The following is a 24,670-nucleotide window of genomic DNA, read 5'->3' on the forward strand; positions in this document are numbered from 1 at the left end:
GTCACCTCCTTAGCAGTCTGAAACGGATTGAATCGAATGACACGGCGGCGATAATGATGAAGAGCGCGAGAAACTTGGTTTTATGCCGTATGGCCGTACCGATATTGGTCACGCCGATGGCGAAAATGAAGGTGAGTAGCGCCAGGATGATCAGAAGCGCAACACACTCCTGATGCTGCCTGATGATTTTCCAGTTCTTGAAAATTTTCCAAACCAGAAATAAGTAAAGCACCGACGAAATCATTCCTAATGCTTGCTTAGGACTTCTGATGTCCCAGGGAAACGGCGAGAAGAGGAAATAGACGATCCGGGCCGGAATCAGCCAGGGCTGTGAAAAAGGGTCACCTTTCGCAATAGCCGAGGGATAAGCAGAGCCGCCTCGGGGTTCACTATCGAAGCGGGATTCAATTAGCTCATCGATACTCTCGCCACCTTCGGTACCAATTGAAATACCTTTGCCTAATGAAACGCCGCCTGCTGCAAGCATGATCGATATGGCAATGACGGAAACCGATGAACCAACCTTGCCAAGATAACTTCTTGTGACATGACTGCCCCGAAAAAAGTGAGGCAGCGATTTAAAAAATTGTAACAATGAGTAAAATCCAACCCCTAAAATAGCGGCAATCCAACCTGGATGTATCATTGTCGCGATGGAAAAAAAAGCCAGGCATATGAAAACCCCTAGCTGGGACTCTTCACGAAGCCACTTCACCAAGAAATAAAGCCCTATTATAAATGCCAGTATAGAAAACTCCTCGCGCAAAGCGACTGCAGAGTTGAATGCTGAAAATGGATACAATGCCAAAATTAAAGAAGTTAGCTTTGAGGCTCTAACGCCCCAGATCTTATATGCAGTCACCCCCGCTACAGCAACCCCAAACGTACCTGCAAGCAGATTCAAAAAAGGCATTATTAGTAGGTGATATCCAAATAGCTTGAAAAAAACGGCCCCCATCGAACTATAAATATACGCGCTACCTGGATTGAAAGATGCCAGCAGATCATACCAATCTAGCCTAGACCACGCTCTAGCTTTGTTAATGAACACCTCGGCGTCTGAATCTGCTCCGGGAATGGAAAAAAAGCCATAGAAATCCGCATAAATAAGAAGCAACCTAAACAGGAATGCAACAAGAACAAGAGTGGTCAGGAAGTTATACCTTAGCCTTACGGCCAGAACCACACCGAGAGATAGAAGTGCAATCAATATTAAAAAAAGATATGCTGCCATTGTTAGCATCCAGCCAGGAAGATATTCATTACAGAAAATAAAATAAGCAATACGAAGACCTGCAAACCCTTACACCACTAATATAAAAAACTCTCTTTACAAATAACCACATTTGTCGACAACCTCCTGAGGAATCATGTTCTTAACTATTCTGTATTTTCCGCTCTTCTCGCGGGGTATGTTCTCGACCATCTTTAAATTTATTACCAGACTGCTGCCCACGCGTTGGCTAATATTGTTTAAAAATCTTTTTTTCTGAGCTTGAGAAAATTCAGCGCCGGCAATCATATTGATTTCAATGCTGCTCGTATCGTATTGAACAACCTGAAAAGATATAATGCCTAATACACCTTTAGTACAGACACTCAGGTTTCGAACCCGACCATTCTCAGGCGACAATATAAAATCCGAGGACCTACCATAAATGGCCTCGGCTACCGGAAAACTCGAGCCGCATGGACATGCATAGTCACTGCTGGCAAGTTTCACTCGATCGCCAATTCGATAACGGATAAGTGGCGTACCGTACGTTGCAAATGCCGTGACAAGGAGCTCACCTTCCGAGGCTGGCTGCATATTTTCATCAACAACCTCGAAAATACCCGTCAGAGTGTGCATGTGTAAGGAACCATGCGGGCATTGCAATATGAAAGGAGCTCCCTCCGAAGATGCATACTGATCTATAATTTGACAACCAAGCACCCTTTCAATTACCGCTCTGTGATGAGGAAGAACTGTTTCAGCTGTAGGAAAAAAGACTTTTATCCCTTGAAGACTAACTCCTCTTTCTAATGCCATGTGACACAGATCATAGATACTTGAGGGAAACCCAACAACGAACTCTGGCTCGAACTTCTGCAGCTCGCTCCAGTAACTATCAAACCTTTTCTTGTTAATATGGAATGTAGAAAAGAAACGTATCTTGTTTATCAGATCATCTCTGCAGACATTCCCATTCAGCAAATCCTTTTCACGGACGAATTTTTTACCAGTAAACCAGGCAACTTTTTTGCCAAGCTCATAGCCATAAGTAGATCGGAAATAATCCAATACGGCATGTCGATCCTGAACATCACCATGTGTATAGATCACTTTCATTGAGGCGCCCGTCGTTCCGCCTGTAAGCCTTGCCACGCCCTCGGATTCCTTGATTGTGGAAATAACATCCAAGTTTTCAAGGATATCGCTTTTTTCTAAAATCGGAAACTCGCTTAAGTCCTCGGCGGCAATACACGAATACCATGTTGAATTTTTTTGTGCATGGACAAGAAAGTTGTGCAGCTTTCGCTGAGACTCTCTTTCGATAGCCTCGCGCGAAGCCATACTATATTTTTTATAGTATAGCCTTTTCTTGGCATACTCGCCGCCATGTCTCGTCCTGTACTGGCGAGTATTGAAAATTGATATTGCTACATTTTGCAATGCAATTGGTGTATAATTGAGTATCAGTTCTTTAGCGTCCATCAATTAGCTCCCGAAATTTTTTTATACAGGTCGAGATGCTGGGTCACACTTCGCTCAATTCTATAATAATTTGATTTCTGCAAAGCAGACTTTGAAAGCCTTGTTCTTAATTCACTATCTCTAATCAAAATTCTCGCTTTATTAGCAAACTCAATGGCATTCCCAGAATCAATAAAATATCCAGACTGACATCTCTCGATTACTTCAGCACAGCTTCCTACATTAGTCACTATCGCCGGAAGACCCGCAAGACTTGCCTCCAGCAAGGAGATGGGTAACCCTTCGAATTTAGATGTCATGGCAAAAATATCAGCTTTGCTGAGCTGCTCAGAAATATCGTTACACTGGCCAAGTAACTGGAAATGTTCGCTCAGACCAAGTGCGTTTATTCGCCCCTTTAAGCGGTCCACATGCTCAGGCGCCCCTTCACCCGCTAAGATGATCTTGAAATTTTCATCGGTCCTAAGAAGCTCAGCACCAACATCTACCAGCATGTCATAGTTTTTAACAGGGGTTATTCGACCAACAGCTAGAATAACAATTGGATTATCTTCATGCCTCTCATCAGGTCTTGGGATATTAAAATTTAAACGTGAGCTATCCACTGCATTGTCTATGCGCTCTATGGATTTTCCCGTGTAAGAGGCAAGAGCCTTCTGACAGGCTTTTGAAATTCCTATATATTTGCATATTCTAATGTTATAAAGCCTGTATAAAAACAAAGGTACGCCAGGCTGAATACTATGATGCGTATAAATTATTTTCTTACTGAAAACGGAGAGGTACACTACAGCGTAGTGTAGGTGTGCATGCAACACGTCCGGACAAAAATCTTTAATTATCTTATGTAGCCTAAAGAAACATAGGAACAAATCCCATCGTGAACGTGATCCTAAAATAGAATACTTCACATTAGACTCTGTAAGCTTCGCTAAGAATTCGTTTTCGAAATCTTGATCTCGCCCAATGCTTTTCGAGTCGCTCAAAAAGATAATTAATATCTCATGACCCAGATTCGCCATATGCACAGCAAGGTCTCGGACATAAATCTCGGCGCCACCTGGCGCAGGGCTAGAAATGAATTGTATGATTTTCACAAGCTCACTCTTCTCAATCGAGTCTCTCTAGCGTTTAAATTATCTTGCAAAACAGGTAGGCCAAATATTCTTTATAAGAAGATGGTTTGCTATATGAAAACGCTTCGAGCAGAGCTGATTTTACATGTCCTTTAGGTTTCCCGCCAAGAAATAGTTTTCTAGCCAACGATAGGCTATTGCTCTTTCGTCGCTTGTTGAGCTCTTCCTCACTAAAATAGTCGTTATCCTGTGCTTTGCTTAGAAAAAGTGATACTGCATTATAAACTTCATAATATTTAGTATTTCGAGTCAGCGAACCTGGTCGGTAATTTCTATATAGCCCAGGTCCTGTACTCCCCCTGCAGTAATGACCTTTTTTAATCAAACGAATCAATAGGTCAAAGTCTTCGTTATGTGTCAACTCCTCATCAAAACCTCCCACTTCATCTAAGAGATCTCTTCTAAAAAGATAACTATATACACAGCCGGGAATCCCATCTCTTCTACCTATCAAAGATGTAGGCGGAGCACCATCATAATCCCTGTAGTTTGCCTCCTTGTTATTCCTGCTAATTATATAGCTGCCGTAAACGGAAAAATAATTATTAGGCAGGCTATCTATTAGTTTAAATTTCGACTCCAAATTCTCTGGCAGCATGCGATCATCGACATCCAAAAAAGCCAGATACTTTTGTCTGGAACACTTCAGACCATAATTCCTTGCGCTCGATGGTCCACCATTATTCTTTCTATAATAAGTCAGATCTAACGGAGTCCCCCAAAACTTCTCTCCTACTATCCTCTCAGCCTTATTAGTTTCCGAGCCGTCGTCAACAATGATCACTTCAGTAGGTAATATAGTTTGTTTTATTACTGAATTTAATGCTTGTTCCAAGTATTCGGCATCGTTATATGTCGTGATCACAACGGAGACAGGAAGGCGAAGATTATCCATCGTTACTCCAAGCACATGTTCGGAATGTGCAGAACCAAAGATTCACAGGCTTTTCCAGGCTTCTTGATAAATCAAGAACACGCAGAATGTTATGTTGATGCTACTGATTTATTATGCGGCGTTAAAAAACAAATTAAATCATGCATGTTCCGCCATGCGCTTGAAAACTTCATTTCTTTTTATTAAATCTTCGTAGCGCCCCTGATCGACGACTTTTCCTTGGCTGATCAAGTAAACGACGTCACATTGCTTAACTGTCGCCAAACGATGGGCGATCATGATGATGGTTTTGCTACCTGAAAAATCATGAATGGCATCCATGATCAATTTCTCAGTAATGCCATCCAAGGCACTGGTCGCCTCGTCAAACACCAAAACTTCGGAATTGCCATATAGTGCTCGGGCAATTCCGATGCGCTGACGTTGACCGCCAGAAAGCTGGACGCCACGCTCACCAACAAAAGTATCCAAACCTTCAGGAAGTTCGGCGAGCAGCTTGTCCAAATGCGCCATGCTGGCTGCATGCATAATGCCTGCCTCATCGATTTCTTCTGGAGGCAATCCGAAGGCAATATTTTCTCGAATGCTGGCATCGCTGAGAAAAATGCTCTGCGATACGAAGCCAAGCACATCCTGCCATGCTCTTTTGTCCTCTTCGCGAAGTGGGACTCCGTCGATGAGTATGTTTCCTTGTTGTGGAGCAATCAAGCCTAAAATAATATCTATCGTGGTCGTTTTTCCTGACCCTGAAGCCCCCACAAGGCCCACAACTTTTTTGGCAGGGATTGTCAAGGATAGGCCATTCAACGCGGGTTCTTCCTTACCTGGATAGGTAAAAGTGATATCGCTCAGCTCAATGGTTTTCTTCGGTACAAGCTGGCCCATGATATCAGTCTCGGCTCTATGTGATGATGCGACCACATAATTATTCGTACCGGCCTGTAAGCCATCTCGAATCGCCTCAAAAGCTGATAAGTTACCGCGAATACTCGAAATACCTGCGTAAATTTTTTGGAACGCGGGTAATAGCTTGAAGCCCGCCAAGGCATATATGGATAGCACCGGGAGAATGCTGCCCAAGCTTCCCTCATGGGAAGACAAAAGGTAAATCACGAGGAAAATGACCGAGCCAAAAGCGATTGCTTCTATTGCATAGCGAGGCACCTGGCCAAGCGCGAGCGTTGTGCCATGGCTCTTGGCAAAACTCTCGCTCGCAGCCTTGAATCGCTCAATGAATATTTCTTGTCTACCCAGCAACAGTGTATCTTTAACACCTCCAAATCCTTCTCCCATTAATTTGAATCTCAGTGCTTGCTGTTCGGATACCTTTTTTCCATTTTCTGTTAAACGTCTACGAACCGCACGATACAGAAGGATGTACGACATACCAAATATAAAAGTTCCCACGATTGCGACTGCTGGATTATAGAAGAATATCGCTAACCCCAGCAGAGTAACCATAACCAGCTTGGCATTTATTTGCATGAGAGGATTGATAATGAAGTTGGTTACGCGCAGAGACTCCTGAGAAATCTGGTTAGTCAACTCACTACTGCTACCATTCGCATGAAATAGCCAAGGTTGGTACATATAATGTTTAAATAAACGTCGAGATAAATCAGCGCCGATATAAGTACTGTATAATGCCAAGCGCCAAACAGTGTACATCGAGAACAACGCAGCCAATAGCAGAACGGCGAGTACACCTACCCCCATCCAGAACAGGAAAACTTGGGGTGAAGAGAGTCCACTCAGCTGGTACAGATTCGCCGGCAGGCCATCTCCCCGTAGCTGGCTCATATCTCCCACCAACGCCATGAAGGGACCGATGGATATAACGCTAGCGATTTCGGCAAAAGACATGACAACGACCAATGCTTGAAGATAAAGCAATTTCCTACGCTGCTGCTTGGTGAGCAGTTGGTAGAGTTCTTTCATATTCCGCAGCATATTATCGTGTCCCAGCCAGGTAATTACTTGTAGGAGTAGCTGTAATCGCCATAGCCATAGCTCGCGGCAGCCTTACGTTCCATGGCGTTGAGAATGCATCCTTTCACTTCGACACCCGCGTTTTGCAGGCGCCGCAGGGCGATTCTGACCTCCCGCGGCGGATTCATCTCGAAACGTGCCACCAGCAGGCTGGTACCGACCTGCTTGCCGACGATGGCGGCATCGGTCACCGCAAGCGTGGGCGGCGTATCGATGATCACCAGGTCGTACTGTGCGCTTACCTGATGAAGCAACTCGGTAAAGCTCTGTTGCATCAGCAGTTCTGACGGATTGGGCGGCGCGATACCGCGCGACATGTAATACAGCCCCTCCAGTTCGCTGGCCCGAATTGCATGCTGCAGATCCAGCCTGCCGGACAGGACCTCGGAGAGCCCCGCTTCCGAACGATCGTTGAAGGCATGATGAATGGTCCCCTTGCGCATGTCGGCATCGATCAGTAGGACCTGCTGACCGGACTGCGCGCATACCACCGCCAAGTTGGAGCTGACGAAGCTTTTACCGATCTCGGGACTTGGACCGGTGATCATGAGGCAGTTGTTGGTCGCGTCCAGCATGGCGAAGTGCATGCTGGTGCGTAACCCGCGCAGGGCCTCGACGGCGGTGTCGGTGGGTTTGGCCTTGGCCAGCAGACCACTGTTGACGGGCTTGCCCGTCTTGTCGTGGCGGTGTTTGATGCGCTTGACCAGTTTCAACTGGTCTTCGGAGAGCGGGATCGTGGCATAGACCGGCAGGCCCAGCTCTTCCAGCTGTTCGGGACTTTCGATACCCCGGTTGAACAAGCCACGTATTATTACTGCTACCGTTGCCAGCATGGCACCAAGTACAGCAAACAGAAGCACGACCGTCATTGTCTTGGGCGCGATGGGACCAGTGCCGACCACGGCCGAATCGATAATGCGCACGTTGCCCACGGTGCCGGCCTTGGCAATGTTGAGCTCCTGCATGCGATTGAGCAGTTGAACGTAGATCTGCTGGGTGACTTCCACATCGCGCGTCATACGCAGGATCTGCTGCTGGGTCTCGGGCAGGTTGGCGGTGCGCTGCTCAAGATTGGCCTGCTCGCGCTGAAGTTGCGCCTTTTTCTCCAGAAGCGCGGCGTAGACCGGATGATTGGGCGTGTAGCGCCGCGACAGCTCGGACTCCTGCATCTGCAGTTCGTTCAGGCGAGCCTCGATATCCACCATGCCGGTCAGCATATTCTGGGTTTCGAGGGTGAGATTGACGCTGTCCTGTTCTGACCGGTAAAGATTCAGGCGATCTTCCGCCTCCTTTAGCTGATCGCGCACTTTGGGCATTTGCTTTTCGAGAAACGCCAGGCTCTGTTCTGCCTCAGCCGCCTGGCGCGCAATGTTCTGCGCCAAATACACTTCGGTAATCGCATCCAGCGTGGTGTTGATCTCGGCGGGATCTGGTCCCGTCAACGTCAGCTCCAGAACTCCCGTATCGGTACCCTTCTGAGCCACTGTGAAGCGCGACTTGAGAGAGCCGATGGCCGCTTGCCGACTGCGCTTCATCACAATGAACTGGGCACCCGGAGGCGCCTGGATATCACCGACTTCGAGCTCGATCCAGGGCGATTGAATCTGCAGCATTTCCCCTACGATGCCCGTCCCCAAAGGTTGACCTTCCTCATTCAACAGACGGTAACGGCCTTCATCCAGCACCTCGAACGTCAGCGGCTGGCCAATGGCCTCAGGCCCTACACTCAGCGACTCGACCCGGATCTCCTCGTTAGCCCAGATTTCCGGCCGACCCTGGGCGAATGCGGGGCGCGGGATAGCGTAGCGAATCAGCGCATCGCCCAGTACCGGTGGCGTCACAGGCTTCACCACCGTATCCAGATTGACCTGGTATACCGCTCGCCCGAGAATCAAGCGCGACTGCAATATCTCCATCTGGGCGGCGGAACTGGGTCCCTCTTTGCCAAGCAATGCGGCCACTTCTTCTTGGCTGTTACCGGGACCTCCCGTCTTCTCGACCTGGACCAGCGCATCGCCCTGATAGATGGGTGTCGCCAGCAGCACGTAGAGTATGCCACCGAGGGCGAACAGAAACGTGACGAAGAGGATCTTCCATTTGTTGTCCACCAGCAATCCGAACATGCGCCCCAAGTCGATGGTTTCATCGCTTGAGGCCGTGCTTCTTGCCACCGCCGGGAAGGGTTGTTCTGAAGATATGGCATTTCTTGGGATGAGACTGGTCATAGCGGGGGGCAGTCCCTGAGTTTGGCTCGCCAGGTGTCGGCGGCACAGATCAATAACTGATGAACGTGAACGAAGGCCTCACGGCTCTTGCGATAGGGATCGGGAATTTCGTATCCCTGAATACTGCCATCCGGTAACCAGCGTCCGAAGAGCATGGTCTTGCCGATCGCAGCCGGCGAGAGTTCGCCAATATGTCGACGCTGGCCTTCGCTCATGACCAGCACCAAGTCGGCGGATTCGATCATCTCGCGGTGAATCTGTCGCGCCCGGTGCGTATCGACTAGCAGCCCATCGGCCTCGGCCAACTCTCTGGCGAAGGGAGCGACACCGTGACCTTCGAGCTGACCCACGGCGAGCCCCGCCGAGGCTATCCGTCGCCCCGGCAGATGCGTCTCGAGCAAGGCGGCGCCGACCGGGCTGCGACAGATATTGCCTCTGCACACCACGAGTATTGTTTCGAACATGAAGGCTTACAGATCGCCAATTTCGTTCGAGGAATTAGCGACCGAACCGGGCAGGGTCACCGACGGTAACAGGAGGCTGATGACGTTGTTCCAACGTGCCAGCGGTGCTGCCGTGACGTAGACTACATCCTGCGGCTCCAGCGGGAAGTAAGTTCCCATGTTCAGTGCCACGGCGTTCGTGATATCCAACTGATAGACGGTGGCAAGTTTCTCGCTACCTTGCGGATTGCCGCGAATCACGAAGATACCCGAAGGCTCGGCACGGGTTTCTATCACGCCACCGGCACGCGCCAGGGCGGAGGTCAACGTCAGGCGTTCGTTGCCCACCTGGATGTTGCCGGCGTTGCGCACTTGACCCAGCACTGCGACATTCTCATTTTCCGCGGAAGGCACGTACAGCACATCGCCGGCATAGAGCAGACGGTTCTGGGTCAGGTCACCCTGTTTCAGCATCTTGAACAGCGACAATTCGATCTCCTCGCTACCGCGGTTCAGAGTGACGCCATGCCAGTTAGCGGTTGCGCTCGGCCCTCCCGCCTGGCTGATGGCATCGAGCACGGTCATCGGCACGTCGGTGATTGGCAGCATTCCAGGATTGCCGACCGCACCGCTGACATATACCCGCTTGGAGCGATAGGCAGCGACGTTGACCTCAACCTGGGGGTCGGTAATGTAAGTGGATAGGCGCCGGGCAATGATGTCGCGGATCTGGTTGACGGTCTTGCCCTCGACTTCCACCCGGCCAATATAAGGATAGTAGAGTGTGCCGTCGGCATGCACGACGGTGCCGGTCTCCGCGGCGCTACGCTCGCTACCTGCGGGTATGGTGAGTTCGGGATGATCGTAGACGATGATGCTCAGTACATCTCCGGGGCCCACATCGTACTGATAGGAGTCGATCTTGTTACGTAACTCCGGAGTCATGCTTTGCGCCTTGATGCCGTTCATCCGTTCACGGTATGTCGCGATGAGTTCGGGCGTGATAGGTACGAGATCTACCTTATCGTCCAAGGCAACGTCTTTTTCGGAATCGTAAGCGATATCTCCCCCCGGCGCGAAGGCGCATCCCGCCGTTACGGTCATGGAAAGAAGGACGATAACGGACCACCAGTTACGCATCTTTATTTTCATTGTTGATTCCATCTTCAGCGCTAGAGGTTGGAACCTTGAGGAAGAGGCTAAACCAACGGCTCCATTGATATGTCATATCCGGAATTTGCATTACGCGTTTTTTTCCACGCTACCGCCCGAGAGTTTTCATGCGACGTTACTTTCAGGCCGCCTCTAACGCACTGAAAACCGCTTGCGGGTTAACAGTATCGTTACAAAAACCAAGATTTGACTACATAAGCTTACTCACTGAAGGAACTTCTGCATAACTGTTTTTCCTCATGCCTTTTAGCATTAGCCGGGTTGGTTGAAGCCAATATTTTGCAGATAAAAACCAGCCTATTAAGCAAATTTTTATAGCTATTTATCAATACCCCGGCGTCACCCAAAAATCCAACAGGTATTAGCAATTCTAAAATCATATAACTAGAAAACTAATCTAAACTGGCGACAACAATCCATCAGCTTCGCACCCAGTCAGGGTGCCAGGACAAAAAATGAAAGGCGCTGAACGACGCTAATCAGCTTAAAGATTCCATGAATAAAGCAAAAAGACTGGATGGCATAAAGATCATTTTCCTCATACCTCCACCCGCCACACCAGGGCCAGTACTATCGATTCCATGCCTGACTGGCAATAAAAAGCGAAGGGTCAGCCTGGCGCTCGGGCTGCCCTTCGTGGTTGGTCATCGGCTTCATGGTCCACGTAGCGGCTAGCGATTATCACAGCTAGCCGCTACGCCGTACTTTCTGGCTGCTGCTTATGCAATTTCGTTCACGATCTGGCCAGCATTGATCCCCACGAAACCAACGTCCTCGCTGATATGCTCCATTTCGCTATCGCCGGACTGTTCCTCCTCGATGAAGATCGTGGCTCCATCGGCACCGATCGCCTGGGCGCGCACGGTGGCAGGATCCGCATCATTGAGCGTCTGCATCCCGGCCAGGAAGGCGATATCATCGAGACTGGTGCCAAACGGAATTTCGAAGGGCGCATCACCCACCTGTTGCCCAGTACGCCCCGCCAATAATCCCTCGGCGGCTCCCTCATCGATGGCGATCCAACCAAAGGATTCCGTACCGTGCGGCACGGCTGCGGCCTCTTCGCTCTGCAGGCGCAGATCGAAACCACTGCCGCTGACGGCATCGACTCGGTGAACAACGGCCGAAGCGTCATTGACGCTCAGGGTCTGGGCCAGCACCACGGGGGTTCGGGTGAAGTCCATGCCGAAGCCGAAGGTCTGGGCCTCGGCACTGACCTGACCCTTGCCGGCGGCAACGGTCATTCCATTGTCCAGGGTATGGGTGCCACTTTCGATGGCCAGCCAGCTGAGCGACTCTTGCTCATGGATACCATCCAGGTAATCCCACTCGTCGATCTGGAACTCGAAACCGGTATCCGTCACGTTATTCACACGCACCGTAACCGGCTCGCCGTCGTTGTTCGTGAGCGGCCCCATGACCACCGCGGGATCGGCAAGCGGTTCACCGAAAGTGACGCTTGTCCAGGTTTCGCCATCCACCTGCGAGAGCGACACGTTGCCACTTTCCCCGATGACCTCCGGCGCCGTGGCGGTCGAACTCGTCGTCACCGACTCGCTCACCGGCGTCCCGTTCGATTCCAGATAGACCGGCTCGGTGACCGGCCCCAGCGCGAATCCCCGCGAGGTCGTCGGATCCTCGATCACCGCAGCGACGAAACCCAGTGGCAGCGTGTCGTCGCCTGGGAAACTGGCAGTGCCGTTGAGAAACTGGCTGTACGTGAACTGATCGGAAACATCCGCGGTGCCATCGGCGCCCAGTTGCACGTCAACGAACTGGAATTCCGCCGCGTTATTGACCGGGAAGTCATCGCCGGACAGGCGCCAATCGACGATATCCGCCAGACTGTCAGTGGTGTTGGCCACGGGCTGATGCCCCTTGGTCATGATTACCCGGACCCATGCGCCGGCCGGACCGGAGATCAGCACCGCCGGCACTTCACCACCGTAACTACCCGCCTCGCCGGAGGGCACGCCGTTCACGCTGAGGCTGGCCTGCTGGTTCTGGGGCGCTTCGGTGACCCGCGCCTGGGCGCCGGACTGGCTGCCGTCGCCCATCAACTGCGCACTGGCTATGCTGCCGTCGGTGAACATGATGTAGGCCGTCGAGCCGATCATCTCGGCGCCGGAGACGCCGCCCACGTCCCAATCGGGCACGGAATCGGTATCGACGCCGGCCGCACCGTCCTTTTCCATGCCGGCGATGGAATTGGGGTCCATGTCGCCGCTGAAGCCGACGACTTCCCCCTGGGTGAATCCGCCATCGTTCGTGGCCGAGAACTTGAGCAGCGCGCCCCGATAGCCGCCGTTGTTGTCAGGATCGGTCGGTTCCGGGTCGGCCCCGGGCAGGAAGTAATGCTCATAGCCCGACGGCTGGAGCGCACCCGTACCGCCGCCGCTGTCGACGGCCCATGCCTTGAAGGCGGTATCACCGCCTTTGCCGTCGGGATCGAACACGCTGTCGCCATAAAGCGCGGTGCGCACGTCGAAGAAGACAGCCGCAATCTTCTTGTCGCCGGTGTTAGTGACTTTGAAGGAGTTGTTACCGTAGTTCGATTCCTGAACATCGGAGCCCAAAGTCACCGTCACGGTGGCCGAGCCGACTGCCCCCGCCTCGTAGGTGTCGGGCGTCTCTACGCTGGCGCCGGCGAAGATCTGCTCGGCGTCGATCAGCGCGGGGTCGCCCGTCGCATCCGGCGAGGTGACGTTGAGATACTCCCAACTCGCTTCGTACGAACCCAGCATTCCGTAGTCGTTCGAAGTCACGCCCACCGCGGTCGCCGCCGCCGAGTCGATCAGGTTCGCCAGTACCCCGCCGGGCAGCGCCTCGGCACTGGCCGTGACGAAGCCCGCGGTCGGCGTGGCGCGCAGCCCGCCGAGTATCGCACCGCCGCTGCCGAGGAAGGTCACCTCCGGGGTGACCGTGCCTGCGGCCTTGTCGATGACCAGCGTCATTTCCACCGCCGCTACGTCGCTCAGCCCCAGATTGGCATCGTTGAGCAGGTCGTCGAGCTTGTAGTCCGTCTCAATCCCTCCACTGCTGTCGGGATTGGACCAGATCTGGATCGCGTTGCCTTTATGCCCGCCGAACACCAGCTTGACCAGCTCGTTCTTGCCCTGGCTGCCGAGCCCGAAGACAAGGCCCTGCTGGGCATAGTCGGGAATGGTGTCGGTAGCCAGACCCTGAGCCGCCAGCGCCGCCGGGAAGGGGTTGTCGAAGCGCGACGCGATACGGATTTCATTGAGAACGTCGTCGCTGAGATCGACGTACTTGATGAAGTCGTTGGCGCTCTGGCCCTTGATGATATCGCCATTCGAGGTATTGACCACCAGCTCGCCGTCGATGATCTGGGTGATCATCGCGGCGTCACTGACCCCGCCCAGCACGTCGTCGAAACCGCCCTCGTCCAGCGGCTCGCCAACGGTCTCGAAGTCCAGCGCAAAGAACGTGCCGTCGGCCGGCGGTTCCTGCGTCTGGTCGTCTTCGTTCACGCTGCCACTGGCGGTATCGGCATTCGGGTCAACGGCATACTGTTCGCCGGCGATATCGATCAGCGCGACCGTGACCGTATCGGGGCCGTCGTCGACGTCGTCATTGGCCACATCGATCGTGAGCTCGCCGACCCCGTCGGTGAAGATCACCGTCTGGGTCCGAGAGGTCGCCCCGCCGTTGGTCGAGTAGGTCACATCCAAGGTAGCGTCGACATCGGCGTTGGCACTGAGCAGGAAGGTCAGCGCCGTCGTGCCCGTGTCGCCGCTTTCGGTGGCATTCGCGGCATCGCTGATAGCAATCAGTGCGGGATCGCCGCCGCCGGGGTCGCCCGTTGCATCCGGCGAGGTGACGTTGAGATACTCCCAACTCGCCTCAAACGAACCCAGCGTCCCGTAGTCGTTCGAAGTCACGCCCACCGCGGTCGCCGCCGCCGAGTCGGTCAGATTCGCCAGTACCGCGCCGGGCAGCGCCTCGGCCTGGGCCGTGACGAAGCCCGCGCTCGGCGTGGCGCGCAACCCGCCAAGTATCGCACCGTCGCTGCCGAGGAAGGTTACTTCCGGGGTGGCCGTGCCTGAGGCCTTGTCGATGACCAGCGTCATCTCCACCGCCGCCACATCGCTCAGCCCCAGGCTGGCATCGTTGAGCAGGTCGCCGAGCTCGTAGACGCTGTTGACACCCTCCGGGTCGCTCTTGCCGGTGGGGTTCGACCAGATCTGCACCATGTTGCCGCCGGCGCCGCCGAACACCAGCTTGACCAGTTCGTTGTTGCCCTGGCTGCCGAGCCCGAAGACAAGGCCCTGCTGGGCATAGTTGGGAATGGTGTCGGTAGCCAGACCCTGAGCCGCCAGTGCCGCCGGGAAGGGGTTGTCGAAGCGCGACGCGATGCGGATTTCATTGAGAACGCCGTCGCTGAGATCGACGTACTTGATGAAGTCGTTGGCGCTCTGGCCCTTGATGATATCGCCATTCGAGGTATTGACCACCAGCTCGCCGCCGATGATCTGGGTGATCATCGCGGCGTCACTGACCCCGCCCAGCACGTCGTCGAAACCGCCCTCGTCCAGCGGCTCGCCAGCGGTCTCGAAGTCCAGCGCGAGAAGCGCATCAGCCACCGAGCCAATAGTGAAGTCGGTCTCGTAGGCGGTGACGCCGTTTCCGGCCTTGTCCTGATAGCTATCGGCGGCGACACCGACAGTGTAGAAACCGTCACTCCATGAATTGGTGTCGGCCGGCGGCGTCAGTTCATAGTTGACGGTCACGGTCTTGCCATCATCACTGATCGTGATCGCATCGCCCCCCGGCGCCAGCGTCACCGTCGCCGGCTCGATTCCCGTAAAGACGAGCTCGTTGCCATCGAGGGAGTCAGGATCGATCCCCGCGTTGTCGGTGATCACCACCGTGGCGAGAATCGGGCTGTCGTTGTCGAGCGGCTCCTCGACCGTGATCGACTGGACCACCGGTGGCGCGTCGTCCGGTATCACGGTGCCCGGCCCCAGTTGCTTGATCTCGATGGCATTGATCTTGGGATTCTGGGCGCCGTGATTGAACGCCAGATTCAAGACGTCGTCTTCCACATTCACGGTATAGGAGCGCGAGAATCCGACACCCAGCAGCTCCTGCTGACTGGCATCGGCACCGTAGATGTCAATGGCTTCTTGCAGCGGGTTGATCCCGGCAAGTACGGCGGGCACGCTGCCTTCGACCTCGACGTCGAAGATGCGGTCGCCGCCGTAATCGAAGAGGCCGGCCCAGTTCTCGGTGTAATACAGCGTGATCGTGTAGTTTCCACCGGGCGTGACCGGGAAGGCGTACTCCAGCCTGGGTAAGGCGATATCGTTGTCGCTTCGCTCATTGACGAAGAGCTGCCAGGGAACGGGATCACTCGCGAGATGGGTGAGATCGACCTCGCTCTGCTCGTTCGTCATGTTGTTGCTGTAGGTATCCGCCGTATTACCGGCCAGGTAGGGGAAGCCGGAATCGGTATCCCCCAGCCAGTCCATGCCGCCGTCGATGGCGGCTACTGTGCCGGCCCCGGCGTTGACCCGATAGAGCAGCGTTTCGATCTTGTAGGAGATCTGGGTACCATGCTCGGTCTGCTCGACATCGAACGTCGAGGGCCCGTCCGCCGGATCGAAGCCGGCGAACTGGTCGCCGGGCAGGCTCAGCGTCGCCGTTTCGCCGGTCTGCGGATCGGTCAGGGTCAGCGTCAATACACCATTCACCGTGCTGTAGCCGATATGGCCGGCTTCCAGTACAGAGTCGAGAATTACCAGGCGATCGTCCGACATGAAGTCGGTGATCACGCTGCCATCGATATCCGCGAATGTCCCACGGATGCTGTCGGCACCACCATTACCGATGAAGGTATTGGCTCCCGAACCAGCGATCAGGATGTTGTCGCCGTTATTGCCGGTGACCGTAAAGTCGGCGGAGGAGCCGCTGCCGTCGAAGTTCTCGACGCTGTCGTCCAAGGGAGCCAGATCGGTATCGGTACCGGTGTAGACGATGGTATCGACCCCGTCGGTCCCCTCGGCTCCGACTTCGGCCGCGGTATCGGCCGCGATTTCGTTGCTCAGCGCATCGATGCGCAGATTATAGAAATCGATCGCCGCCAGCCTACTTTCGCTGGCCGCATCAGCGGCGGATGTCTCGGCGAGAAAGCCCACGGCCGCACCTGAGGGCAGCGTGGTATCGCCATCGGTAATGGTGTGCGATCCAGTCAGGATATCCTGGAGCACGCCTGCAGGGAGTGTGAAGTTGCCCAGATCCAGTGACGTGATGCCGTCGGCATTATCCAGTTGATAGCCCGCCTTGACCGCGAAGCCATCGCCGATATCCACCTCCAGATACAGATCCAGCCTCGCCACATCGCTATTGCCGAGCTCCGGCGCGGCAACGCTGGTCAGCTGGGTATAGTTGTCGTCAATCTCATAGCCGACCTCGAAACCGGCCGCCAGGACACCATCGATCATCACGGCCCCGAAGACCAGGCGCAGGTAGTTGGCCTGAGTTCCATCGCTGAGCATGATCCCGGTGAGCTGGCCGTTCTTGACCCCGCTGGTCTGTGCGGGAATCCAGTTCTTGATCTTGGAGCTCATCATCAGACGCTCGACGTCCGGCCCCGGCTTGATGCCGACGTGCATCGCGTCGCGCGCACTGTTCTCGGTCCCGACAACGGTGCCCCCGGCTACCTTCTTGATCTGGAAGATCGGCGCATTGCCACCGGGAATGATGTTACCCCCCAGGTCGTAGAGGCCATCTTCCTGCTGGTCCGCGTCAAAGCCCTCTTCCGCCGTCTTGGCATCGCGGTTGGGCGTGACGCCATCCAGCGCCGCTCCCATCAGCCCCGTATCAAGGATCGTCCCAGGATAAGGGCTTTGCGTGGTGTCGAAATCAAGCAGCACCCGCTCGCCCACGCCCAGGTCGAAGCCGTTGTCGGTGCTGAACTCGAAGGGATCGTTAAAGTGGTCGACGCCATCGCCATCTTGATCAGTGGGATCGATGATTTCGCTGCCAGCCAGCGGCACCGCCCCGTTATTGGGCTGCAGGATCTCGATCAGCGGTCCGTTCTGCTTGTAGACCGTGGTCCATACCGAGCCTTGAAAGGCCTTCTCGCCCTCGAAGGCGGTGAGATCGTCGCCGATCGACGCCAGTCCCAGCGGCGCCCCGCTGACGTCGACGACGGTGCGGTCCTGGGCCAGCGTCTGCCCGCTGCTGCCGACCACGGACTGCATGCTGCCATCGGCGTCACGCCCCATCACGGTCAGCGTGCCCTGGTTGAGGCTGGCGGCGAGGATCGCCCCGGACATCTTCACGCCGCTCTCGGGATCGTCGAGTATCGTCGAGGTGTATTCGGTCAAGCCGTTGACCGAGCCCTTGCCGGAGTCGACGGAGCCATCGGTATATCCACCCTCGAGGTAGTCGCTCTCGATGGGATTGAGAGTGGCGACGACATCGTCGAAATCCACCGGCATGCCACCCACCCCAAGCACCGCTTCACCGTTGATGCTCGTCGTGCCGTCGGGATAGTCGCTTGTGAGATAGGCCTTGCCCACGTCGGTGATGTAGTACGACTCGCCCGGCGTGACGCCGATCACCCTACCGGTCAGGTCACCCCGTGCCAGCGTGTCGTAATTGCTCTCGACCTCGGCCAGCCAGGCGATCACCGCATCGTAGTCGCTGCTGTCGGGACCCTCCTTGTCGACGTTCGATAACAGCAGAAAGGCATTTTGCACGCCATTCTGAGGGGTGAAGAGAATGCCCGATTGCCCCCCACTCGCGCGGGTGGGGTTGGGATGGCCGCCATAGACCAGCGTCAGCGTCTCGCCGCTGTCCGGGTCCAGCCACTCATAGGTGGCCGCACCACCCTGGCCGGCCGACAGTGTGCGCCCGGCCAGGTCGTCGGAGCGGGTGATCTCGTGAAACTGGTCGTAGTTCTTGGGATCCCAGTTCTCCAGGTTGATGGGGTCGCCACTATTGCCGTCGCCATTGTTGAGGTTCGTGGCGATGTAATTGGCCAGTTGCGCATAATCCACCGTCCCGCCATCGTCACCCGCCTCGCCGATCGGTCGGCCGCCCCAACTGTTGTTGCTGCCGTTGTCGTAGGTCCAGATCCGACCGTCTTCGGTCACCTCGACATCATAAGAGTTGCGATATCCCGCCGAGTAGATCTGCACAGGACCGTCGGGATCGATTTTGCCGCCATTGAGGCCATCGTTGCCGCCGAAGGGATCGTTTTCGTCAGGATTGCCGTCGCGTGTCGGATCATCCAGCGTAGGCACGTCATAGATGTACTGGCGTCCCGACAGCGGATCGGTGAGCGTCTCCATGGCGTTGAGTTGATCGAGGTCGATCTCGAGAATCGCGGCACTATAGGCGGTCTCCTGCTGGCCGCCGAAATTGTTGGATGGCGCCCCATTGTTGGCATTGCCGCCATTGGCCACGATCAGGCGCTGACCGGTCAGATTACCTGCGTCATCGAACTCCTGGACGACCTCCAGACCATTGAGCGCATGATTTTCTTCCGAGCGCGCCAGGCCACGAACGATATCGACGGCCGACCAGCCGGTTTCGATCTGATCGATCCGGGTGATCGTGCCGGAATTGGTGTCGAGGCCCGTGTCGTTACCATCGGCGCCTGCACCGATACGGCTGTCGCTGGAAGTGACGTAGAGGGTCACCGCCGGCTTGCCACCGATCGTTACGGCTTGACCGGCAACGTCATACTGCTGGACGACCGCTATACCGGTCACCTGACGCCCGCTGCTGACGGCAGGGCTGCCATCATCGTTGAAGTTGGGGATGTTCTTGACCAGGCCGAGCGTTTCGGCCTCGGTGACATAGAATGAGTTCACGTCACTTGCGTCGCCGGGGGTCGGATCGCCGAAGGCGACGGTAAGCACCTTGACGCTGCCATTGACTTCCGTCACGTAAAGGCGCCCATCCGGCCCCCACGCCAGCGCCGTCGGCTGAGCCAGAGAGACGATACCGTTGAGGTCGAGACTGCTCTTGGAAAAATTGTTGGTGACCATGCTTGAACATCCCGTGAACGTGTTAGCCGGTTTCAGTCAGAAAATCGTTCATCAGGGCGCGAGCGGGCCACCACATTATCGAAAGTAAGAAAACATCGGAGAGAATCGAAACATAGTCGATTCTTCGTTCGAGTGACCATGAGTTATTGAAGAATAAGCCCTTTATATTTCATGGTCGGCAATGTGGCTTTTCGAAGCCGGTTATCGCTCCTGATTACTGTTAAAATCAGCTAATTCACGAAATTTTACAAGAATGAACGTTACGTAACTCGGTGGTTATTTTTCAGAGCATTTATTTCCTATTCTTGCCTATACGGCTCTAGCTATTTATCGCGAATGGCAACATGAGCCATGATGGTTTTTCTAATAACGAATAAGCAGGTGCGCGAATCATGAAAACGGGTCCGATCCGGAACGCCCCTTCATCAGCAGCTCATGCCTGACCCGCACCGCCATGTTGCGCGGAACGATGTCATGGCCGCGCGCCTCGAAATGCGTTCGCGTGAGCGCTGCCCCGAACAACAGAATCAGCGATGAGTAATAGACCCACAGCAGAATCAGCACCAGCGAGCCCGCGGCCCCATAGGTCGAAGCGGTGGCGGTATAGGCCAGATAGGCGGCGATCGCGTAACGGCCGATGGCAAACAATATCGCGGTAACCAGCGCGCCGACCATCACATCCCGCCAGCGCAGCACGACATCCGGCAGGATCTTGAAGATCGTGGCGAAGAATAGCGCGATCACCAATAGCGATAACGCCAGTTCACCGACACTGAGCAGAACCTCGGTCCCCGGCAGCCAGCCGCCGGCATAGCGAAACGCCGCCCGCAGCGCCACCCCCAGGACCAACGACACCAGCAGCACGAAGCCGATCGACACCACGATCGCCATCGACAGCACACGCTTCTGCAGAAAGATCAGCAGGCTGTTGCGGTCGGGGTTGGCAGTCACGCCCCACAGATTGTTGAGCGAATACTGCATCTGGGCGAATACCGTGGTCGCCCCTATCAGCAGCGTACCGACCCCGAGCAGCGTGGGCAGCAGCCCCGAGCTTTCGAGGCGCGAGGCCGAGACGGCGTTCTGCACGGCTTGCGCCGCATCGGGCCCGATCAGCCCCTGGAGGTTCGCGACGATCTCGCCCTGCGCCGCATCCTCGCCCAGCACCACGCCGATCACCGTGACGGCGATGATCACCGTCGGAGCCAGCGAAAACAGGGTGTAGAAGGCCAGCGAGCCGGCATAACTGAAGGCGTTGTGGTCGAGCCACAGTTTGGTCGCGTCGCGCACGATGCGAAACCAGTAGGCGATGGTCTTGGCGATCACAGATGAATTCCCGGGCGTAACGATGCACTCAGCATAACCGGGCCGCTTCCGGCATGCGAAAAGCGTCTTGCCTCCCGGTATCGCGCTGCGGTAGCAGGCTTGTAGTGCCGTGAGCGGCCGCCCATAATGGCCGCGCCCATCTGACCGGAGCGCCCATGTCCGACGCGATGCAGCAGCCCGATTTCGATTGCCTGGTATTCATCGGGCGTTTTCAACCGCCCCATCTGGGTCACCTGGCGGTGATCCGTGAAGCGCTCAAGCGAGCACGCCAGGTCATCGTGCTGATCGGCTCGGCCTGGCAAGCACGCTCGCTGCGCAACCCGTGGCGCTTCGAGGAACGCCGCGACATGCTGCGCAGCGATTTCAACGGCGCCGACAACGCCCGGCTCGAGATCGAACCGCTGCTCGATGCACTGTATAACGACGATGTCTGGGTACGTGACGTCCAACGCAAGGTGCGCGACATTGCGCGTCCTAGCCAAGGCAAGCAGGGCAAGCTGCCGCGTATCGGGCTGATCGGCGCCAGCCGCGGTCAGTCGAGCTATTTCCTGAGTCTGTTTCCGCAGTGGGAATCGGTCAGCGTGCCGCTGGTCGACGGTATCTCGGCGAGCCGAATCCGCGAGCGGCTCTTTCATTCCCGCAATTCGGCCAGTGACTATCTATCGACCGGCGCCGCGCACGATCTACCGGCAAACGTGCATCGCGCCTTGAATGCCTTCCACGAATCCGAAGCCAGCCAGCAGTTGCTCGAAGAACAGCAATTGCTCGAGCAATACCGCAGCGCCTGGGCCCAGGCGCCCTACCCGCCGATCTTCGTCACCGTCAATGCGGTGGTGGTGCAGTCCGGGCACGTATTGCTGGTGCGCCGCAATGCCGCCCCCGGCAAGGGCCTGCTGGCCTTGCCGGGCGGGTTCATCAACCCCCATGAACGCCTGCAGGATGCCTGTCTGCGTGAACTCCGCGAACGGGTGCGGCTGAAAGTCCCCGAGCCGGTACTCAAGGGCTCGCTACGCGACCAGCGGCTGTTCGACAATCCGCATCGCAGCTGGCGGGGCCGTACCCTCGCCGAGGCCTTCTATTTCGCCCTGCGCCCCGAACAACGCTTACCGCAGCTGAAACCCGCCAAGGGCGGTGAGCAGGCACGTTGGGTGGCGCTGGCCGATCTCGAACCGGACACGCTGTTCGAGGATCACTTCTTCATCATCCAGAACTTTCTCGGCCTGCCGGCGGGCTGGGCCGTGCCCTGACCGCTGCGCTCCACGCCTTGGCGAATACGCTGACATTACCGACCTCATGCCTGGAGGAAGTCGCGGGGCAGTTTCATCATTTGCCGCCACAGTTGCTCCACACCGGGCTTGTGCACCAGTGCGCAGCGATACAGGCGCACTTCCAGCGGAATGTCCCAGGCGCTATCGCCGGCGCGCACCAGGCGCCCATTCTCGAACTCGTCGCGAATGCAGAAATCGGGAATCCAGGCCATCCCCACGCCCTGCAATGCCATGCCCTTGAGCCCTTCGGCCATGGCCGTCTCGTAGACTGTCTTCAAGCGCATGCGGGTCGGATCGTTCTTCAGCAACATGCGCACCGAACGGCCCAGGAAAGCGCCCTGAGTGTACGCCAGGAAAGGAATCGAGCTGTCGCCACCGAGCGGATACAGCGGCCGACCCTCGGCATCGGGCATGCATACCGGCACCATCATCGCCTTGCCGATCGAGAACGACGGAAAGACCTCGGCATCGAGCTGCATGGTCGCATAGGGATCATGATAGCCGAGCATCAGATCGCAATTGCCTTCGCGCAGCACATGGATGGCATCACCGACGTTCATGGCCACTAGTCGCGTGGGCAATTCGCCGACGCCTTTCTGCAGACGCGAAATCCAGCGCGGGTAGAAGGCCAGCGCCAGCGAATGGGCCGCGACGATGTCGAGCGCTTCGTTGGCAATCGCCAGACCGCGCAGATGACTCAGGCTCTCGCTGAGCTGTTCGACCAGATTGCGCGCAGTGATCAGAAACAACTGGCCCTCCGGGGTCAGCCCCACCGGAGTCGTCGAACGGTCGACCAGGGTCGCTCCGACGGCCTGCTCCAGCGAGCGAATACGCCGACTGAAGGCCGGCTGGGTGACGTGACGCTGGCGCGCCGACGCCGAGAAGCTGCGCGTATTGGCCAGCGCCACGAAATCTTCCAGCCATTTGGTTTCGAGGTTCACCGCGGCTCCGTATCCGAAGGAAAGTTGAACGGCTAGGTGATAGGCCAGCCCTGAAGCGCCTGAGTCTATCCAAGCCCGTGCCCGGCCACCATCGCGCCCGAACGGGGCTGGCACCCGCCAGCTCCTTGGCCTATTGCACCGGCGCCAGCAGATAGGCGGCCCGCGATACCAACTTGCGCCACAGAGGCCGGCTTTCCAGTTCTTCGACGGTCACCTCGCGACAATCGCTGAAGTCGCTTTCGAGCATCGCTTCGACCTCCTCGGCGAAGCCGCGGTCGGGAATGAAGGCGGTGATCTCGAAATTGAGCCGAAACGAGCGATTGTCGAGATTGACCGTCCCCACCGTGGCGCTGTGATCGTCGATCAACATGACTTTCTGGTGCAGGAAACCAGGTTGATAACGGTATATCTTGACACCGGCACGAATCATGTCCGGCAAGAACGAGAACGCCGACAGAAACACCAGCAGGTGATCCGGGCGCTCGGGCATCATCACCCGAACATCGACACCCCGTAGTGCCGCCAGCCGCAGGGCATCCTGCACGCCCTGATCGGGCACGAAATAGGGGCTGGTGATCCACAGACGGTGCTGTGCGGTATGAATGTTGTGCTGCGTCAGCAGGCTGGCGGTTTCCTGGCCGTCGGCCGGTCCCGAGGGCACGATCACCACGTGCTGGCACTCCTCGCAGGTCACCTTCGGCTGCCACTCGAGATCGATGACCCGTCCCGTCGCCCAGTGCCAATCCTCCCAGAAGGCTTCCTGAAGCCCCAGCACGCTGGGCCCGGTAAGCATCAAATGGGTGTCTCGCCACGGCCCGTGGCGGGTATCCTCACCCAAATACTCGATGCCGACGTTGAGACCGCCCGTCCAGCCAATCACTCCATCGACGACGGCGACCTTGCGATGGTTGCGGAAATTGAGCTGGAAGCGGTGGCGAAAGCCCCGCGACGAATTGAAGGCACTGACCTCGACGCCGGCGCGAGTCAGGTCGTCAAGATAGCCGTCATCGAGTGCATGGCAGCCGATCTCGTCGTAGAGCAGAAATACCCGCACGCCTTGCTCCGCCTTGCGCTCGAGCAGATCCTTGAAGGCGATGCCCAGGCGATCGCGTCGGATGATGAAGAACTGCACCAGGACATAATCCTGCGCGTTCTCGATACCGGCAAACAGGCTGTCGAAGGTCGCCTGCCCATTGATCAGCAGCGAGGCACGATTGCCGCTGGTCATCGGCATCATCGCCAGCTTTTCCACGGCCTTGACGTGCACCTGCGCCGCGTCGCTGAGATACGGCTCTATCAAGGGCCGGTAGCGCGCGAGAATCCGCCGCAGGATCGAGTCATGCTCGCCCCGCGAAGAAACGTAGCCGTAGAAGCGCGGCCGGCCAAAGATCCAGTACGCCGGCAGCGCTGCATAGGGAAACGTGAGCAGCGAAATGATCCAGGCCACTGCGCCTTGCGACGTACGGCTGGAAAGCAGCGCCAGTACCGCCGAGAGCGCCCCGGCCACATAGATCGCGAAGACGCCGAGCCCTATAAGCCAGGAAAACATCGGCGCT

Annotated in this window: 13 protein-coding genes; 1 reads left to right on the plus strand and 12 read right to left on the minus strand. The window is 56.0% G+C overall.

Features of this window, described 5'->3' with window-relative positions; all coding sequences use genetic code 11:
• Position 1: 1 nt before the first annotated feature.
• The 10 genes from K7I12_RS01235 to K7I12_RS01280 form a co-directional block, all read right to left on the minus strand.
• On the minus strand, positions 2–1,234 hold the full coding sequence (locus K7I12_RS01235) for a hypothetical protein (protein ID WP_231662732.1): 1,233 nt from the start codon (positions 1,232–1,234) through the stop codon (positions 2–4).
• Between the two features lie 96 nt (positions 1,235–1,330).
• Positions 1,331–2,698, minus strand: a complete 1,368-nt coding sequence (locus K7I12_RS01240) for a phenylacetate--CoA ligase family protein (RefSeq protein WP_231662733.1) — start codon at positions 2,696–2,698, stop codon at positions 1,331–1,333.
• Entirely contained in the window at positions 2,698–3,795 is a 1,098-nt protein-coding gene (locus tag K7I12_RS01245) for a glycosyltransferase (RefSeq protein ID WP_231662734.1), read from the minus strand. The genes K7I12_RS01240 and K7I12_RS01245 overlap by 1 nt, the downstream gene beginning before the upstream one ends.
• A 34-nt stretch (positions 3,796–3,829) precedes the next feature.
• Positions 3,830–4,729 (minus strand): glycosyltransferase family 2 protein, encoded by a 900-nt coding sequence (locus K7I12_RS01250; protein ID WP_231662735.1) that lies wholly within the window; start codon positions 4,727–4,729, stop codon positions 3,830–3,832.
• A gap of 138 nt (positions 4,730–4,867) precedes the next feature.
• Positions 4,868–6,667: an ABC transporter ATP-binding protein gene (locus tag K7I12_RS01255; RefSeq protein WP_231662736.1), complete on the minus strand. Its 1,800-nt coding sequence runs from the start codon at positions 6,665–6,667 to the stop codon at positions 4,868–4,870.
• Positions 6,668–6,702: 35 nt separating this feature from the next.
• Positions 6,703–8,943 carry a polysaccharide biosynthesis tyrosine autokinase gene (locus K7I12_RS01260; RefSeq protein ID WP_231662737.1) on the minus strand — a complete coding sequence of 747 codons (2,241 nt, stop codon included), beginning with the start codon at positions 8,941–8,943 and terminating at the stop codon, positions 6,703–6,705.
• Positions 8,940–9,407 (minus strand): low molecular weight protein-tyrosine-phosphatase, encoded by a 468-nt coding sequence (locus K7I12_RS01265; RefSeq protein ID WP_231662739.1) that lies wholly within the window; start codon positions 9,405–9,407, stop codon positions 8,940–8,942. Before K7I12_RS01265 ends, K7I12_RS01260 begins: the two co-directional genes overlap by 4 nt.
• 6 nt (positions 9,408–9,413) lie before the next feature.
• On the minus strand, positions 9,414–10,538 hold the full coding sequence (locus K7I12_RS01270) for a polysaccharide export protein (protein ID WP_231662740.1): 1,125 nt from the start codon (positions 10,536–10,538) through the stop codon (positions 9,414–9,416).
• A 740-nt stretch (positions 10,539–11,278) separates the two neighbouring features.
• Positions 11,279–19,582, minus strand: a complete 8,304-nt coding sequence (locus K7I12_RS01275; RefSeq protein WP_231662741.1) for a malectin domain-containing carbohydrate-binding protein — start codon at positions 19,580–19,582, stop codon at positions 11,279–11,281.
• 390 nt (positions 19,583–19,972) lie between these two features.
• Entirely contained in the window at positions 19,973–20,905 is a 933-nt protein-coding gene (locus K7I12_RS01280) for a YihY/virulence factor BrkB family protein (RefSeq protein WP_031383460.1), read from the minus strand.
• Positions 20,906–21,060: 155 nt separating this feature from the next.
• Here K7I12_RS01280 and K7I12_RS01285 point away from each other — a divergent pair, with 155 nt between their 5' ends.
• Complete coding sequence (locus K7I12_RS01285) at positions 21,061–22,152, plus strand: bifunctional nicotinamide-nucleotide adenylyltransferase/Nudix hydroxylase (RefSeq protein ID WP_231662743.1); 1,092 nt, start codon at positions 21,061–21,063, stop codon at positions 22,150–22,152.
• A gap of 44 nt (positions 22,153–22,196) precedes the next feature.
• On the opposite strand, the gene K7I12_RS01290 is transcribed toward K7I12_RS01285, so the two are convergent.
• Together K7I12_RS01290 and cls are read right to left on the minus strand one after the other, a co-directional pair.
• A complete protein-coding gene (locus K7I12_RS01290) occupies positions 22,197–23,114 on the minus strand; it encodes a LysR substrate-binding domain-containing protein (RefSeq protein WP_231662744.1) in 918 nt (305 codons plus the stop codon).
• 130 nt (positions 23,115–23,244) lie between these two features.
• Positions 23,245–24,663 carry a cardiolipin synthase gene (cls, locus tag K7I12_RS01295; RefSeq protein ID WP_231662746.1) on the minus strand — a complete coding sequence of 473 codons (1,419 nt, stop codon included), beginning with the start codon at positions 24,661–24,663 and terminating at the stop codon, positions 23,245–23,247.
• Positions 24,664–24,670 lie beyond the last annotated feature (7 nt).

It is taken from the genome of Halomonas sp. IOP_31, assembly GCF_021151495.1.
Classification (GTDB): domain Bacteria; phylum Pseudomonadota; class Gammaproteobacteria; order Pseudomonadales; family Halomonadaceae; genus Modicisalibacter; species Modicisalibacter zincidurans.

Excerpts from the sequence above, each read along its gene's own strand:
- K7I12_RS01270 (WP_231662740.1), bottom strand. The coding sequence starts at position 10,538 with ATGAAAATAAAGATGCGTAACTGGTGGTCCGTTATCGTCCTTCTTTCC.
- K7I12_RS01240 (WP_231662733.1), bottom strand. The coding sequence starts at position 2,698 with ATGGACGCTAAAGAACTGATACTCAATTATACACCAATTGCATTGCAA.
- K7I12_RS01285 (WP_231662743.1), top strand. The coding sequence starts at position 21,061 with ATGTCCGACGCGATGCAGCAGCCCGATTTCGATTGCCTGGTATTCATC.
- K7I12_RS01275 (WP_231662741.1), bottom strand. The coding sequence starts at position 19,582 with ATGGTCACCAACAATTTTTCCAAGAGCAGTCTCGACCTCAACGGTATC.
- K7I12_RS01265 (WP_231662739.1), bottom strand. The coding sequence starts at position 9,407 with ATGTTCGAAACAATACTCGTGGTGTGCAGAGGCAATATCTGTCGCAGC.
- K7I12_RS01235 (WP_231662732.1), bottom strand. The coding sequence starts at position 1,234 with ATGGCAGCATATCTTTTTTTAATATTGATTGCACTTCTATCTCTCGGT.
- K7I12_RS01260 (WP_231662737.1), bottom strand. The coding sequence starts at position 8,943 with ATGACCAGTCTCATCCCAAGAAATGCCATATCTTCAGAACAACCCTTC.
- K7I12_RS01250 (WP_231662735.1), bottom strand. The coding sequence starts at position 4,729 with ATGGATAATCTTCGCCTTCCTGTCTCCGTTGTGATCACGACATATAAC.
- K7I12_RS01255 (WP_231662736.1), bottom strand. The coding sequence starts at position 6,667 with ATGAAAGAACTCTACCAACTGCTCACCAAGCAGCAGCGTAGGAAATTG.
- cls (WP_231662746.1), bottom strand. The coding sequence starts at position 24,663 with ATGTTTTCCTGGCTTATAGGGCTCGGCGTCTTCGCGATCTATGTGGCC.